Annotated in this window: 14 protein-coding genes; 10 read left to right on the forward strand and 4 right to left on the reverse strand. The window is 70.0% G+C overall.

All coding sequences use genetic code 11. The features are described from left to right. Nucleotides 1–8 precede the first annotated feature (8 nt). Both AB0J66_RS41135 and AB0J66_RS41140 read left to right on the forward strand, forming a co-directional pair. A complete protein-coding gene (locus AB0J66_RS41135) occupies nucleotides 9–932 on the forward strand; it encodes a hypothetical protein (protein WP_364672759.1) in 924 nt (307 codons plus the stop codon). Between the two features lie 12 nt (nucleotides 933–944). Next, on the forward strand, nucleotides 945–1,733 hold the full coding sequence (locus AB0J66_RS41140) for a hypothetical protein (RefSeq protein WP_364672761.1): 789 nt from the start codon (nucleotides 945–947) through the stop codon (nucleotides 1,731–1,733). Nucleotides 1,734–2,070: 337 nt separating this feature from the next. On the opposite strand, the gene AB0J66_RS41145 is transcribed toward AB0J66_RS41140, so the two are convergent. Beyond that, nucleotides 2,071–3,468, reverse strand: a complete 1,398-nt coding sequence (locus AB0J66_RS41145) for a PLP-dependent aminotransferase family protein (protein ID WP_364672762.1) — start codon at nucleotides 3,466–3,468, stop codon at nucleotides 2,071–2,073. 64 nt (nucleotides 3,469–3,532) lie between these two features. Here AB0J66_RS41145 and AB0J66_RS41150 point away from each other — a divergent pair, with 64 nt between their 5' ends. Then, on the forward strand, nucleotides 3,533–4,585 hold the full coding sequence (locus AB0J66_RS41150) for a pyridoxal phosphate-dependent aminotransferase (protein ID WP_364672764.1): 1,053 nt from the start codon (nucleotides 3,533–3,535) through the stop codon (nucleotides 4,583–4,585). Nucleotides 4,586–4,607: 22 nt separating this feature from the next. Then, complete coding sequence (locus tag AB0J66_RS41155) at nucleotides 4,608–5,174, forward strand: Uma2 family endonuclease (RefSeq protein WP_364672765.1); 567 nt, start codon at nucleotides 4,608–4,610, stop codon at nucleotides 5,172–5,174. 6 nt (nucleotides 5,175–5,180) lie between these two features. Here AB0J66_RS41155 and AB0J66_RS41160 read toward each other — a convergent pair whose 3' ends face one another. Next, nucleotides 5,181–6,020 carry an NAD(P)H-binding protein gene (locus AB0J66_RS41160; protein ID WP_364672767.1) on the reverse strand — a complete coding sequence of 280 codons (840 nt, stop codon included), beginning with the start codon at nucleotides 6,018–6,020 and terminating at the stop codon, nucleotides 5,181–5,183. Nucleotides 6,021–6,126: 106 nt separating this feature from the next. On the opposite strand from AB0J66_RS41160, the gene AB0J66_RS41165 reads away from it, so the two are divergent. Further along, on the forward strand, nucleotides 6,127–6,489 hold the full coding sequence (locus AB0J66_RS41165) for a helix-turn-helix domain-containing protein (RefSeq protein ID WP_364672768.1): 363 nt from the start codon (nucleotides 6,127–6,129) through the stop codon (nucleotides 6,487–6,489). Between the two features lie 3 nt (nucleotides 6,490–6,492). Here AB0J66_RS41165 and AB0J66_RS41170 read toward each other — a convergent pair whose 3' ends face one another. Next, nucleotides 6,493–6,771 carry a hypothetical protein gene (locus tag AB0J66_RS41170; RefSeq protein WP_364672770.1) on the reverse strand — a complete coding sequence of 93 codons (279 nt, stop codon included), beginning with the start codon at nucleotides 6,769–6,771 and terminating at the stop codon, nucleotides 6,493–6,495. Between the two features lie 596 nt (nucleotides 6,772–7,367). On the opposite strand from AB0J66_RS41170, the gene AB0J66_RS41175 reads away from it, so the two are divergent. Continuing rightward, nucleotides 7,368–8,573: an IS110 family transposase gene (locus AB0J66_RS41175; RefSeq protein WP_364672785.1), complete on the forward strand. Its 1,206-nt coding sequence runs from the start codon at nucleotides 7,368–7,370 to the stop codon at nucleotides 8,571–8,573. 395 nt (nucleotides 8,574–8,968) lie between these two features. On the opposite strand, the gene AB0J66_RS41180 is transcribed toward AB0J66_RS41175, so the two are convergent. Then, a complete protein-coding gene (locus AB0J66_RS41180; RefSeq protein WP_364672772.1) occupies nucleotides 8,969–10,078 on the reverse strand; it encodes a hypothetical protein in 1,110 nt (369 codons plus the stop codon). Nucleotides 10,079–10,422: 344 nt separating this feature from the next. Between AB0J66_RS41180 and AB0J66_RS41185 the strand changes: the two genes are divergently transcribed. The 4 genes from AB0J66_RS41185 to AB0J66_RS41200 all read left to right on the forward strand — a co-directional run bounded on the left by AB0J66_RS41185 (nucleotide 10,423) and on the right by AB0J66_RS41200 (nucleotide 13,162). After that, complete coding sequence (locus AB0J66_RS41185) at nucleotides 10,423–10,665, forward strand: hypothetical protein (protein ID WP_364672774.1); 243 nt, start codon at nucleotides 10,423–10,425, stop codon at nucleotides 10,663–10,665. A gap of 138 nt (nucleotides 10,666–10,803) precedes the next feature. Then, nucleotides 10,804–11,346 carry an SRPBCC family protein gene (locus AB0J66_RS41190; protein WP_364672776.1) on the forward strand — a complete coding sequence of 181 codons (543 nt, stop codon included), beginning with the start codon at nucleotides 10,804–10,806 and terminating at the stop codon, nucleotides 11,344–11,346. After that, nucleotides 11,343–12,518, forward strand: a complete 1,176-nt coding sequence (locus AB0J66_RS41195) for a zinc-dependent alcohol dehydrogenase (protein WP_364672777.1) — start codon at nucleotides 11,343–11,345, stop codon at nucleotides 12,516–12,518. Before AB0J66_RS41190 ends, AB0J66_RS41195 begins: the two co-directional genes overlap by 4 nt. Continuing rightward, nucleotides 12,515–13,162, forward strand: coding sequence for a DUF1345 domain-containing protein (locus tag AB0J66_RS41200; protein ID WP_364672779.1), 648 nt, complete (start codon nucleotides 12,515–12,517; stop codon nucleotides 13,160–13,162). Before AB0J66_RS41195 ends, AB0J66_RS41200 begins: the two co-directional genes overlap by 4 nt. Nucleotides 13,163–13,770: the final 608 nt, after the last annotated feature.

The raw sequence follows: 13,770 nt of genomic DNA on the forward strand, positions 1-13,770 counted from the left end.
TCCTGGGTGTGCTGGGCGACGCGCTGCCGGAGTGGTTGCCGGCCTGGTGTCTTGAGCATCTGGGCGGTGAACCCGCCGGCGTGCTGTTCCAGTCGCAGCAGGTGTCGATGGTGGTCGGGCTGCGGTTGGCCGGTGGGCGAGACGTCGTGGTCAAGGCGCGCGCCGATGAAGGACGGGCCTCGTCCTGCGTTGCGGCGCAGGCTCGGCTGGCCGAGCGCGGGTTTCCGTGTGCGCGGCCGCTCACGCCGGTCTTTCGTGTAGGAGCGCTGGCTGTGCACGCCGAGGAGCTCCGGGCCGGGGGCGAGATGCTGCGCGGGAACTCGCCGGAGGTCGCCGTGCGCTGCGCGGAGGCGTACGCCGGGTTGATGAGCCAGCTGGCCGGCGTTCCCGTCGCGCCGCCGCTGCCGAATCCGCCCTGGGTGCGATGGGACCACGCTGATCGCGGGGTGTGGCCGGCGATCGATCCTCTCGACGGGCGGGACCAAAGCCGAGTGTCCGGGCACATTGTCGAGACGGCTGAGCGGGCGCGGGGACGGCTGCTGGCGGCCGACTTGCCCTGCGTGCTCGGTCATGCCGACTTCGAGGCGCAGAATCTCCGGTGGCAGGGATCGCAGCTGTGGGCGGTGCACGACTGGGACAGCCTCGCCTGGCAGCCGGAGGCCGCGCTGGTGGGGGCGGCGAGCGGATCGTTCGCCAGTGACGGGCCGCCCACGCTGGCACCGGTCGAAAGCTCCGAGGCGTTTCTTAGGGCTTATCAAGACCTTCGAGGCCGCTTGTTCACGGTCGAGGAGCTGCAGGTCGCGTGGGCCGCCAGCCTGTGGATGGCGGCATACAACGCTCGGGAGATGGCACTGTGCGGTGGCAGCCCGGCGGGCGGCGACGCGCTGCGGGCGCAGGCCGCCGAACGCCTCCGCCGGGCCGGCGCGCAATGACACACTTCCGGCATGGACGCACCGGAGGCGCACGAGGCACTTCGCTGGCTCGCTGAGCGGGGCGTCAGACCCTTGGCCCCTGGGCGATGGCAGCAAGCCGACGATGAGCAGAGCACCGGCGATCTGGCCCACGAGTATGCGGCCGAGGCGCTGGCTGATGACCGCCTGACCCCGATGCAACGGCTCCGTATCGGCCTGGGACTCCTTGATCTGCTGGACGAGTATTGGGTCACCCGCGAGCTAGGGTGGTTCGTCGCCAACCAGGAGGCGCCTGTCGTGGACGCGTTCTGGGCAGCATGCCGGCAGCGCCTGGAGGCCGTCGAACCGTGCGAGCAGTTGTCGTACTCGCTGTGGGTCGATTGGTTCGAGGACAGGGAGACAGCGGAGTCTTCGTTCTCAGCGGTGTTGGGCGACGACGTCCGTACGCTCAGGGCTCGCTCGGACCTGGGTGTTCTGGCCGCCGGCCCGGTGCACCGCCGGAGCGTCCGGGTCCTGGAGTCCTCAGGCCCGGTTCCCTGGGAGTACAAAACCGACATCTACGAGATCGTCGTGGCTGTGCCCGAGTTGCAGCCGGCCCTGTTCAAAGGTCTGCTGGCCAGTTATCACGACTTCTACGGCGACCTCGAGCCGACGCCAGCCCTTGCGTTGCTGAACCGCCTGCCATTGCCGCCCGAGACCGAGCACCTGGCAACATTGCGCGGAGTCCTGAGAACCGGCGCTCGAAACCACTACCACGACCCCGCCGTGTGGGACAGCTACACCGCCACGGCGGGTGGACAGATGGCTGGTCCGGGATCGTAGGTGGACAAGGTCAGGCCGCCGGGGACCGCTGGTGCGTGCCAAGTGGGCCGGGACCGCGCGAGCCAACGGTGAGGACCTGGTCGTTGTGGCGGCCAAGGTAGCGGTGGTGGAGAGATCAAGGGGAAGCCGGACCGAAGTCGGCGGGCGATCACGGAGCTGCTGGATGAAGGCCCCGATCCCGCTCGCGGAGGCGAGGTACGCGACTTACCCGAAGGAGCAGCACCCATGGCTACGACCGGGACGGATTGTCTGGTGGGTTCTACCCCGATCCCGAGGATCGGGCCGAGGTCGAGGCCGGTGAGTTGAGGACCGGGGATGGCAGCTTCGATGTGCTGGGCTACACCGCCATCGCGGGTGGGTAGGGGCGCGTCGACTTCGGGTCGTAGGTGGACCAGGCGGCGGCCAGGCGGCGTACGGCCTCGGTCAGGTCTTCCGGGGTGGCCAGGAAGTGCAGGCGCAGGTGGTCATCGCTGCCGCCGGAAGGGTCGAGGCTGGGGCCGGGGAGGACGGCGACGCCGTGGCGGAGGGACTGTTGGGCGAAGGAGCGGGCGTCGCCGTGCGGGAGGCGCACCCACAAGGTCTGGCCGCCGGGGACGGCGGGGGCGTGCCAGGAGGGCAGCGCGCGGGCCAGCTCGGCGCGCAGGTGGTCGTGGCGGTCGCGGCGGAGTGAGGCCGACCGGGCGAGCTCGGCTTCCAGCCGGGGCAACAGGTGCGCGGCGGCCAGCTGGGCGGGGATGTTGCCGCCCAGGTCGGCGACCGTGCGCATGCGGGCCAGGCGGGCGATCAGCGGGGCGGGGGCGCGGATCCAGCCGACGCGCAGGCCGCCCCAGATGAGCTTGCTCAGGGAGCCGATGGTGATGACCTGGTCGTTGTGGGCGGCCAGGGGTGGCGGCGGGGAGACGCCGGGGAAGGCCAGGTCGGCCAGGGCCTCGTCGTCGATCAGGGGGAAGCCGGCGTGGGCGGTGCGGTGGCGTTCGGCGGGCGGCAGGACGGCGCCGGTGGGGTTGTGGAAGGTGCTGATCACGTAGGCCAGGGTGGGGTTGACCTTGGCGAAGCCGCGCAGGTCGACCGGGACGGTGCGCAGCGCGGCGCCCTCCTCGCGGAAGGCCTCGAGGGCGCCGAAGTAGGTCGGCGCCTGCACGAGCACGCGGTCGCCGGGGCGGATCAGGGCCTTGGCCAGCAACGTCAGCGCCTGCTGGCCGCCGGTGGTGACCATGATCTGGTCGGGCGTCGTCGGGAGGCCACGGGCGCAGTAGCGGTCAGCCAGCGCGCGGCGCAGCGACGGATGGCCGGTCGGGTGGTAGCCGATGTCGCCGGTGATGGCGGCCAGCTCGGGCAGGGCCGAGGCGTACGCCGACACCAGGGCCGGCGGCGGGGCGGCGGGGGCGGCGCAGGCCATCATGAGCACGCCGTCGCGCGGCTCCAGCAGGTGCAGGAACCCGGGCGCCTCGGTGGTCGGCCGTGACTCCCCCGCCGGCGGGCCGGCCACCCGGGTGCCGCTGCCCTGCCGGCGCACGATGCGGCCCTCGCCGACGAGCAGGTCATAGGCGGCCACGACCGTACTGCGCCCCACCGCCAGGGCCGAGGCCAGCGCCCGGTCCGGTGGCAGCACCGTGCCCGGCGGCAGCTCGCCGTCGTCGATGAGCGTGCGGATGCGGGCGGCGAGCAGCAGGTACAGCGCGCCGCGGCCGGTGGCCCACCGGCCCAGGCGCTCGACGATCCCGATTGGCTCCATCGACAGACCAATCTAGGGGCATTGGCCCTGCCGTGGCGAGACCCCAGGCGCCGACGATGAGGTCATGAGCTCAATGACCGCCCTGATCGACAGCACCGTCCGCTACGACCTGGCCGAGAGCACCTGCCCACCCCTGCGCCTGAGCGATTTGGGCGAGCCGGACGACCTCACCCTCGGTTACGGCACCAGCCGTGGTGACCCGGCGCTGCGCGAGCTGATCGCGGCCGGCGCCGGCGTGAGCCCGGACGACGTGCTGGTCACGGTGGGCGCCATCCACGCGATGTCGCTGGTCCCGGCCACACGCGTACTCCTGGTGGGACCCTGCTTTCCTCCCGCACGCAGCCTCCCCTCCTCGCGCGGCGCGCGGGTCGACACCGTGCCGGCCCGCTTCGACGAGGGGTACCGCCTGCCCCTCGACCGGATCGCCGCTGGGCTCGACTCTTCCACCGACCTGGTTTCCTTGGCGTCACCGCAGAACCCCTCGGGCGTACGCCTGGACGCGCGCGAGCTGGAAGCCCTCGTCGAGCTGGTGGACCGCCGCGCGCCCGGCGCCCTGATCCTGATCGACGAGACCTACCGCGAGTCGGTCTACGGCGATGCCCCCACCCCGCCGTCCGCGGCGAGCCTGTCACCGCGCATCGTCACCTGCTCCTCGCTCTCCAAGGCCCACGGCGCCCCCGGCCTGCGCGCCGGCTGGCTGACAACCACAGACCCCGTGCTGTACGACCGTTTGCGCGCGGCCAAATTCGACACCGCCATCGCCTGCTCGTCGCTGGACGAACACCTGGCCGTACGCGTCCTGCGCCGCGGCCCCACGGCCGGCCCCTTCCTGCGCACAGCGCTCGACACGCTCCTGGCCTGGGCCGAGAGCCAACCGGTCGAGATCGTCACCCCTGACGGCGGCCCGCTGTGCTGCCTTCGCCTGCCCACTCACGTAGATGTCGCGAAATTTCATGCCGCCCTGCTCGAGGCGGACACCCGTGTCGCCCCCGGCGCCTGGTTCGGCGAGGACGACCACATCGTCCGCGTCGGTTTCGGCCACCTAGCCTTGCCCGACCTCACGCGGGCTTTGAACAACGTGGCTACCGCTGTCCGGGCCGGAGTCACGGTATCTTGATCCTGGTGCCGAGGAGGTGTGCATGACTGCCGCAATGATCGCGCCGGCCTGGATGCACGATCAGGTCACGGCCGAGCAGTACGAGACATGGACAGAAGAACAGTGTGCGGGCATCGAGATCGTGGATGGGATGGTTCTCGTGAGTCCGAGCGCCTCCAAGCGACACAACCGCCTCGCTCGGCTCCTCGCGAATGCACTAGACGCCGCCGCCGGCTCGGACTGGAACGCTGACATCGACTTCGATGTCCGGCTGCACGACGTGCCGCTGAACAACCGCCGCCCTGACGTCGTGGTCTACCGGGCCGAAACCATCGACGTCTCTCCAACGCGGCCCGAGGATGTCCTGCTCGTTGTCGAGGTGGTCTCACCCGGGTCGGAGACAACTGACCGGATCGTCAAGCCGGATCAGTACGCCCGGGCCGGCATCCAGTTCTACTGGCGGGTCGAGCAGGCGGCGACCGGTGCGCCTCTGATTTACACCTATGTGCTGGACCCGGCGACGCACCGCTACCGCGACGGCGACGTCTTCACCGGCGTCGTGAAGGTGAACGCGCCCTTCGCCGTAGAGATCGATCTCGGCCGGATCTGAGCCGCGTCAGCGAAACGCGGCGATGTTCCGGGCGGCCCACTCGGCGAAGGGCCGGGCCGGCCGCCTCAGCACACGGGAGACGTCCGGGCTGATCCGCTGCTCGGCCTCGGTTGGCGCGCCGAGGATGGCCAGGGTGCCCTCGACGACCGGCGGCGGCATGAAGGTGAGCATCTGCGCGCGGGCCTGATCAGCCGTCTGGTCGAGGAAGGTCACCGGCTCGCCGAGGGCGGCGGCCAGATCCGCGGCGCGGTCCCGTGGCGTGCTGAGAAGCGGGCCGGTGAGCTCATACGTACGGCCGCCGTGGGTGTTGTCCTGGAGCGCGACAGCGCCCACCGCAGCGATGTCGTCGGGGTCGACCACCGGCAGGCCGACGTCGCCGAACGGAGCGGCGGCCGTGCGGGCGGCCCGGATCGATCCGGCCCAGGCGTACGCGTTGGAGGCGAACCCGCCCGGGCGCAGGATCGTCCAGCCGAGGCCGGAGCCGCGCACCAGTTCCTCGATCGCGTGCAGGGGCGCATGCGAAGGCGACCCGGGCCGCGTGCCGACGGCCTGCGACGACTGCAGCACCACCCGCTTGACCCCGGCCGCCACGGCCACCCGCATAATCTCGGCCACATCCAGGCTCGCCCCGGCGCCCTCCACAAGCAGGTAGAACGCTTCCGCGCCCTCGAGGACCGGGCGCAGGCTCTCCGGCCGTTCGAGATCGGCCGGGTGGTGCGTCACTGCGGCTGGTACGACCACAGGTCGCCGGCCGCGTGACACGGCCCGCACCGCCGCGCCGGCCGCCGCCAGCTCCGAAATCAGGCTGCGGCCGACGTTCCCCGTAGCTCCTGTCACGACGTACATGGCTGTCTCCACTCTGGCCACGGCACTCGCGCAGCCGGAGACGAAGCTAGTAGCGTCGGGATAGTAGGTACCTAGAGGATAGTAACGTCTTTGTGACGGAGGCCACGTGCAACGATCCGCCGATCCCGAGCTGGCCTGCCCGGTCGCCCCGGTCGTCGACATAGTCTTCAGCCGCTGGACCACGCCCATCCTGTGGGCCCTGCACGAGTACGGCCGCCAGCGCTTCGGCGAGCTGGAAGCGCGCATCACCGGCGTCACCCCGAAGGTCCTCACCCAGCGCCTGCGCCAACTCGAACGCGACGGGCTGATCACCCGCGCCTACCACGCCGAGATGCCACCCCGCGTCGAGTACGAGATCACCGCCCTCGGCGCCAGCCTCGGCCCACTCTTCGCCCACCTGGCCACCTGGGCCGACGCCCACCTCGGCGAGGTCGACCAGGCCCGCACGGCGTACGACGCCGGGCGGTGAGAGTCAGTCGCCCAGGCCCGAGCCGATGATGACGAAGGTGGAGGCGGGCCGGCCGTTCGACGCGGGCAGGCGCATCATGGCCAGCTCAACCTCGCGAGGCCACCAGCGGGTCGGCTCCCGCCAGGCGCACTCGACGAGCACAGCCTCGGGCCGGTCCGCGCAGCCACCGACTTGCTCCCAGTGATCGAGCTGCGTGGCGACCACCTGCCGCGACTGCAGCCACGGCGACCCGGCCGGCATCGCGTAGATGCGCACATTCGCCTTCCCCCGATCGTTACGCATGCTTCGCGCAATGATGCTGGCCCGATCAGCAACATCCTTCTCGTACCCCGCCCCACCGAAGTCCGGCGTAACCGCCCCCGCCGGCGGCGAGATCACCCGCGCCACCCCAGCGCCCCGGTACCGGATTACCGCGACCACCCCCAGAACCAGGGCAACGACCAACAAAACCCCCGCACCAGCAGCCCAAAGACGCCGCCCACCACTTAGCACGCCCGGCAGTCTAAGCAGCCGACGCCACCACCCAGCCCTCACACCGACGCGTTCCCAATCCCCCTGACCGCCTCCTCAACGACCCCCACCGACACCCCCATCAGCGCCGGTTGATCTCACGGCCGCCGTCAAGGCAGCCCCCCCCGTTACCTTTTTGATCGTCCCCAGCCGGGGGCTGCTCGGTCGCTCGGTCCGGTATGACTTACCGCCCCTGTCGCACGCATGATCCGGGGGGTGTTGTCGCCGGGCCGGGTGGCGTCGGCAAGACCGCTGATAGGGACCCGGCCACCCGCTCGCGGGTAGGTCTCTTCGTAACGTGGCTGCCGGCAGTCCGACGCGTAGACACAGCGGCCGAGCCCATGATGGACATCGTGGGAGACGAGAACGTGAGCAACGAGTACGGCGTGTTCCTCGGCCTGGACGTCGGCAAGACCGATCATCACGCGGTCGCGCTCGATCCGGCCGGCAAGCGGCTGCATGACGCGGCGCTGCCGAATACCGAGGCCGGGCTGCGCAAACTGTTCGTCAAACTCGCCCGCCACGGGCGGATCCTGGCCGTGGTCGACCAGCCCGCCTCGATCGGCGCCCTGCCCGTCGCGGTCGCCCGGGCTGCTGGGCATCAGATCGCCTACTTGCCTGGCCTGGTCATGCGCCGGCTCGCTGACCTGCATCCGGGCACGGCGAAGACCGACGCCCGCGATGCCTACGTGATCGCCGATGCTGCCCGGACGCTGCCGCACACGCTGCGCCGCGTCGATGCCGGCGACGACACGCTGGCCGAGTTGGAGATGCTGGTCGGATACGACGATGACCTGGCCGGTGAGGTCACTCGCATCAGCAACCGGATCCGGGGCCTGCTCACCCAGATCCACCCACCGCTCGAGCGGGTCCTGGGTCCGAAAGCCCAGCACCCGGCGGTCCTGGAACTGTTGTCGCGGTGTGGTGGCCCGGCCGGGCTGCGCAAGGCCGGCCGGTCGAAGCTGGCCGAGATCGTCAAGCCGCGAGCTCCGCGGATGGGTGCTCGTCTCGTCGAGCAGATCTTCGCCGCGCTCGACGAGCAGACGGTTGTCGTCCCGGGCAGCGCTGCGGCCGAGACGATCCTGCCAAGACTCGCCGACAGCCTGCGTGATCTGCTGAAACAGCGCGATCAGATCGCCGTCGAGGTCGAGGGGATGCTCGATGCGCACCCTCTCTCCTCGGTCCTGATCTCGATGCCCGGCGTCGGGGTCAGGACCGCAGCCCGGATCCTGCTCGAAGTCGGCGACATCGCCGCGTTCCCCACCTCCGGCCATCTGGCCGCCTACGCCGGACTCGCCCCGGTCACCCGCCGCTCGGGCACCAGCATCCGCGGCGAACACCCACCCAAGGGCGGCAACAAACAGCTCAAACGAGCGTTCTTCCTGTCCGCCTTCGCGGCCCTGTCCGACCCTTTGAGCAGGGCCTACTACGACCGCAAACGCGCCGAAGGCAAGAAACACAACGCGGCCCTCATCTGCCTCGCCCGACGACGCGTCGACGTCCTACACGCCATGCTCCGCACCCAAACCCCCTACCAGCACAAACCAGCAGAAAAGCTCGCCCTCGCCGCTTGACAGAACCCATAGGGACACCCCCCCGCCCCACCAAGCCCGCACGAACGGTGTCGGGCGGCTCGGGCGGCGTCCCCCGGTTCGGGCGGTGCCGGGCGGCGTCGGACGTGCGGCGTCGGCTCCGCGTGGCTTCGTTCGCGAGTTCGGGGCGCCAGATGTTCGCGACTTTTGGCCCACTCTGCGGCACCGGGTCGGCGCAATGTCCGTAATAACCGGCACCACTTGCGAATCTTGACCGGCGGGTGGCGTCGAAGGTTCCTCAGGGGCCCACTCACGCTACGTGCAAGCGATCAGGGCCCCACTCGGGGCGCGGGTGCGCGGATCTGCCGATGTTAGTGCGTGCGGCTTTTGCGTCGGCCGTACGGCGGTGATCCGGGCTTCGGTACGTTGCGGCTAAATCAGTGGTCCTTTTCGTTTTGCCAGCCGTCGGGCTCGGGATGGTATCCGTAGGCGGCGGCCCGTACCGTTTCCTCGTCTTCCAGTCCGGAGCCGATGGCGCCGCCGACGGTGGCCAGGGAGCTGATGATCCAGGCGAGGGCCACATAGTCCGTGGCTTGTATCGGCTTTTGCAGGGTTTCTTGCAGCACCGCAGTGTCGATCAGCAGCGCGGCGGCGAGCGCTGTCCCCGCGAAGAGCACGACATAGGACACCAGGGTGGCCAGGGTGAGGGTGAGGGTGGTTCCCCAGTTGAACATCCGGGCCAGCTCGGGCGGCGTGTTCCGGCCCGGCTTTTCCCAGAGGTCGTGCGCGATGATGAGCCAGGCGACCAGCGCGGTCAGCGCGAGCAGCGTGATCACGGTGAGGCGCACAGGGCCGAGGCCGTTGCTGACCTGCCAGACCGTGGAGTTGGTGAGCGCGAACGCGGCCGTGCCGAACGCGCCGACCAGGAGTTTGGACAGGCCGAGCAGGGCTCGCCCGGGGCGATTGGCTCGGACCATGCCGGTCAGCAGCCGCGCCCGACCGGTCCATCGTGAGGCGCTGTAGCGCAGCTCTGCGGGGCCGCGGTCGTCGTGCATGCGGTGGACGGTGGAGACCCGGCCGGCCAGCTCGGCCGGTTGCCAGTCGGCCGGCCGCACTCGCGGGTCCGAGGCGTCGGTGAGCACTCGGCCCACGAGGTCCGGGACGAGGGCGCGGACGGTGCGGAGCTGGCGCAGTCCGAGTGCGGGCAGCGACACCATCGCTGTTTGCCGGTGGGCGCAGGTCTGCGCGACCAGGGGCGCCCGGTCGGCGTGCAGGGGTAGATCGGTCAGGCATACCGCGACGTCCCAGCCTTCGTCGGTGCGCCGCTGGGCGAGGTCGTCGAGCAGCGCTTCCGCGCCGCCGTCGCGGCGCGGTGCTACGTCACCCCATCCTTGCCGGACGGTCCAGTGCACGTCGGCGTCGACGCGCTCGGTGAGCCGTTGCGCCAGCTCGGCGCGCAACCGGTCAGTGACCTCGGCCGGATGGTCCGGCGGGGTGGCCACGAGGCCGACCACGATCTGCGGGCGGTGTGTGCCGTGCGGGTTCATCGGCGCTCCTCACCGGTAGCCGGCCTCCCGGCAACGGCGCTCCCGAGCCGGGCGCACACCCCCGTTCTACTCGGGGCACGAAACACGGTCAACCCGCAAAGGTCAGTTCATTTGCCCTTGGGAGGCGGAAATCCACCTTAGGGCTCATCTCTGGGAGAGACCCGTTTAAGGGGCGAAGCGGTGGGCACGCGTTGTCGGGAGCAGACGCGCCCGGGCCGCGGTGCACCGGGACGCGGGACAAGGTGCGATCGGATTCGGAGGTTGTCATGACGCACCTGGCATCCCGACAGACAGCGCGTACACAGCAGGACGAGGTGCAGCGGCGAGGAAGCGCACTCGGGTGGATGAGCCTCGGTCTGGGCGTGGCCCAGCTGGCCGCGCCGGACACCGTACGCCGGATCAGCGGCGTGGACGACTCCTCGACCTCACGAGCGGTGGTGCCGCTGGTCGGAGTACGGGAACTGGTCCACGCGGCCGGGCTGCTGACCAGCCCGCGTAAAGGTGTCTGGGCGTGGACCCGGGTCGCCGGCGACGCGATGGACCTGACCTCGCTCGGCGTGACCATCGCCCACCGCGGCGGCCACTGACGCCGACGGCTCACCGCGGTCACCGGCGCCGTTGCCGCCATCACCGTCGTCGACCTGCTGACCGCCGTGCAATCAAACCCGGACCAAGAAAACTGCCCCCGGTACCGGCGGTACGGGGAACACGCAAAGGGAGAATCCATGGAACTGACAGCCACGACAACCATCCGCAAACCCGCGGCGGAGGTGTACGCGTTCTGGCGCGACCTGCCGAACCTTCCGACGTTCATGGCGCACCTCGAGCAGGTCCGCGCCACCGGCGACCGGACCAGTCACTGGGTTGCCGCCGCCCCGTTCGGCAGCAAGGTCGAGTGGGACGCGGAGATCACCGACGAGACGCCGGGCGAGAAGCTTGGATGGCGCTCGACCGGCGAAGCGGACGTACCCAACGCCGGCACCGTGCGGTTCGAGCCCGCCCCGGACGGCGTGAGCACCGAGGTCCACGTCGTGCTCGCCTACGAAATCCCGGGCGGAGCGATCGGCAAAGCCGTCGCCAAGTACTTCGGCGAGGAACCCCACCAGCAGCTCGACGACGACCTGCGCCGGCTCAAGCAGGTCCTGGAGACCGGCGAGGTGGTCCGCTCGGACGGCGCTCCGTGGGGCAAACGCGCCCGTAAGGAGTTCCCGCAACGCCCGGCGCAACCGCTGTCGGACGCCGAACTCGAGAAGGGGGCAGACGCATGAGGGCCAACACTTGGGCCGGCCGGAACAAGGTCGAAGTCCGCGACGTGCCGGACCCCAGGATCTTGAACAGCCGCGACGCGATCGTACAAATCACCTCCACTGCGATCTGCGGCTCGGACCTGCACCTGGTCGACGGCTACGTCCCCACCATGCAGGACGGCGACATCCTGGGCCACGAGTTCATGGGCGAGGTGATCGAGGTCGGCTCCGGGGTGCCCGCGGACAAACTCCGCGTCGGCGACCGGGTCGTCGTGCCGTTCCCGATCGCCTGCGGCGCGTGCGCCGCCTGCGCCGCCGAGCTGTACTCCTGTTGCGAGAACACCAACCCCAACGCGGGCATCTCGGAGAAGATGTTCGGCCACCCCACCGCCGGGATCTTCGGGTACTCGCATTTGACCGGCGGGTTCGCCGGGGGGCAGGCGCAGTACGCGCGGGTGCCGTTCGCTGACGTCGGCCCGCTGAAGATCGAATCGGATCTCAGCGACGAGCAGGTGCTGTTCCTGTCCGACATCCTGCCCACCGGCTACATGGGCGCCGAGATGTGCGACATCCAACCCACCGACGTGGTGGCGGTGTGGGGCGCCGGCCCGGTCGGCCAGTTCGCCATGGACAGCGCCCGGGTACTCGGCGCCGCGAAGGTCATCGCCATCGACAAGGAACCGTACCGGCTGCGAATGGCCGAACAGGCCGGTCACATCCCAGTGAACTTCGACGAGGTCGACGTCCGGTCGACGCTGCTGGAACTGACCGGCGGCCGCGGACCGGACAAGTGCATCGACGCGGTCGGTATGGAAGCCGACCACGGCAGCGCGCACATCGCCGCGTACGACCGGGTCAAGCAGGCCGTACGGTCGGAGACCGAACGACCCCACGCGCTGCGACAGGCGATCATGTCGTGCCGCAGCGGCGGAGTCGTCTCGGTGATCGGCGTCTACGGCGGCCTGTTGGACAAGTTCCCCGCCGGCGCCTGGATGAACCGGTCGCTGACCCTGCGCACCGGCCAATGCCACGTGCAGCGCTACATGAAGCCGCTGCTGCAGCGCATCGAACGCGGCGAGATCGACCCGACCCGCATCATCACGCATCGGCTGCCGCTCGACCAAGCCGAACACGGCTTCGACATTTTCAAGAACAAGCAGGACAACTGCGAAAAGATCGTCCTCAAACCATGACGGACGACCCCGGGCGGTTATTGTCGACCCGGCGGATGGCACTGTCCCTGGCCGCGGGCATCGCGGCAGGGGCAGTGGCCGCCGCCCTCGGCACGCCGGAACTGAGCGCACTGCTGGGCTGGATCGTCGCGTCGGGTCTAATTCTCGGCTGGGTGTGGCGGATCAGCTGGCCGCAGGGACCGGACGGGACCGAGCGGCTGGCCGAAGCGGAGAGCCGGTCCCGCTCGACCGACTCAGCCGTGCTGATCGCCAGCATCGTGAGCCTGGCCGCGGTCGCCGAAGCTCTGGTTCGCTCCTCCGGAAGCCAGGACACCGTCGCCGTGGCCGCCGTCATCTGCAGCGTCGTCGCGGCCATCCTGTCCTGGGCTCTGGTCAACACGGTCTTCGCCTTCAAGTACGCCCGGATGTACTACCACGACTCCGACGGCGGCATCGACTTCAAACAACAAGCGCCGCCGCGCTACAGCGACTTCGCCTACATGGCGTTCACCGTCGGCATGGCCTTCGGCGTCACCGAGACCGAACCCTCGGACAGCAACGTACGACGAGTCGCACTCGGGCACGCTCTGCTGTCCTACGCCTTCGGGACCGGCATCCTCGCGGTCGCCATCAACCTCGTCACCAACCTCGGACAATCGTCCTGACACGAACATCGCTGTCGAGAACCGGACCTGGCAGCGGCGGACAACTCGCCAAGCCGCTCCTTCAACTGCTCGTCATCGTGCAGGAACCCGCCGTCCAGACCCGGCGGATCGATTCCGCACCAGCCGACGCACTCATTTGCCGCAGACAAGGCGTGCCTTCTCAGTCACTCGTCACCGTGCGTGAACGACGAGGCTGACTGACGACGCCTGGGCGGGCCTCGGCCGGGGTGGGGACGCGAACCCACCACCGGCACACCTTCCCGACCGCCCCGCCGACACCGGCGCACCCAGCCACCAAACCCGCATAACCAGCGCACCCAAGCCGACCCACCCAGCCACCAAACCGCGCAACCGGCCTGCAATGGCCGACCAACCCACCACCCAGCCCTGCCCGGGTGACCGCGCCGCCCACCCACACCACAGCGCGGCAGCGAACCCCCACCGACCACCCCACCGCGAGGGGACCGCCTCCCGCCACTCTGCGCTCAGGGACCAGTGACCACCCTCCTGGCCGCCACCGGCTTACCCGGCAAGGTTGTGGGGATGGGGTGAGCACTCGAGGCATGAAACGCTCCCCAGTCAGCCCGAGTGGTCACCCCATCCCCACA

The sequence above is a fragment of the Actinoplanes sp. NPDC049598 genome (assembly GCF_040675435.1).
GTDB lineage: Bacteria > Actinomycetota > Actinomycetes > Mycobacteriales > Micromonosporaceae > Actinoplanes.

Excerpts from the sequence above, each read along its gene's own strand:
- AB0J66_RS41140 (WP_364672761.1), top strand. The coding sequence starts at position 945 with ATGGACGCACCGGAGGCGCACGAGGCACTTCGCTGGCTCGCTGAGCGG.
- AB0J66_RS41145 (WP_364672762.1), bottom strand. The coding sequence starts at position 3,468 with ATGGAGCCAATCGGGATCGTCGAGCGCCTGGGCCGGTGGGCCACCGGC.
- AB0J66_RS41150 (WP_364672764.1), top strand. The coding sequence starts at position 3,533 with ATGAGCTCAATGACCGCCCTGATCGACAGCACCGTCCGCTACGACCTG.
- AB0J66_RS41155 (WP_364672765.1), top strand. The coding sequence starts at position 4,608 with ATGACTGCCGCAATGATCGCGCCGGCCTGGATGCACGATCAGGTCACG.
- AB0J66_RS41160 (WP_364672767.1), bottom strand. The coding sequence starts at position 6,020 with ATGTACGTCGTGACAGGAGCTACGGGGAACGTCGGCCGCAGCCTGATT.
- AB0J66_RS41170 (WP_364672770.1), bottom strand. The coding sequence starts at position 6,771 with ATGCGTAACGATCGGGGGAAGGCGAATGTGCGCATCTACGCGATGCCG.
- AB0J66_RS41180 (WP_364672772.1), bottom strand. The coding sequence starts at position 10,078 with ATGAACCCGCACGGCACACACCGCCCGCAGATCGTGGTCGGCCTCGTG.
- AB0J66_RS41185 (WP_364672774.1), top strand. The coding sequence starts at position 10,423 with ATGAGCCTCGGTCTGGGCGTGGCCCAGCTGGCCGCGCCGGACACCGTA.
- AB0J66_RS41190 (WP_364672776.1), top strand. The coding sequence starts at position 10,804 with ATGGAACTGACAGCCACGACAACCATCCGCAAACCCGCGGCGGAGGTG.
- AB0J66_RS41195 (WP_364672777.1), top strand. The coding sequence starts at position 11,343 with ATGAGGGCCAACACTTGGGCCGGCCGGAACAAGGTCGAAGTCCGCGAC.
- AB0J66_RS41200 (WP_364672779.1), top strand. The coding sequence starts at position 12,515 with ATGACGGACGACCCCGGGCGGTTATTGTCGACCCGGCGGATGGCACTG.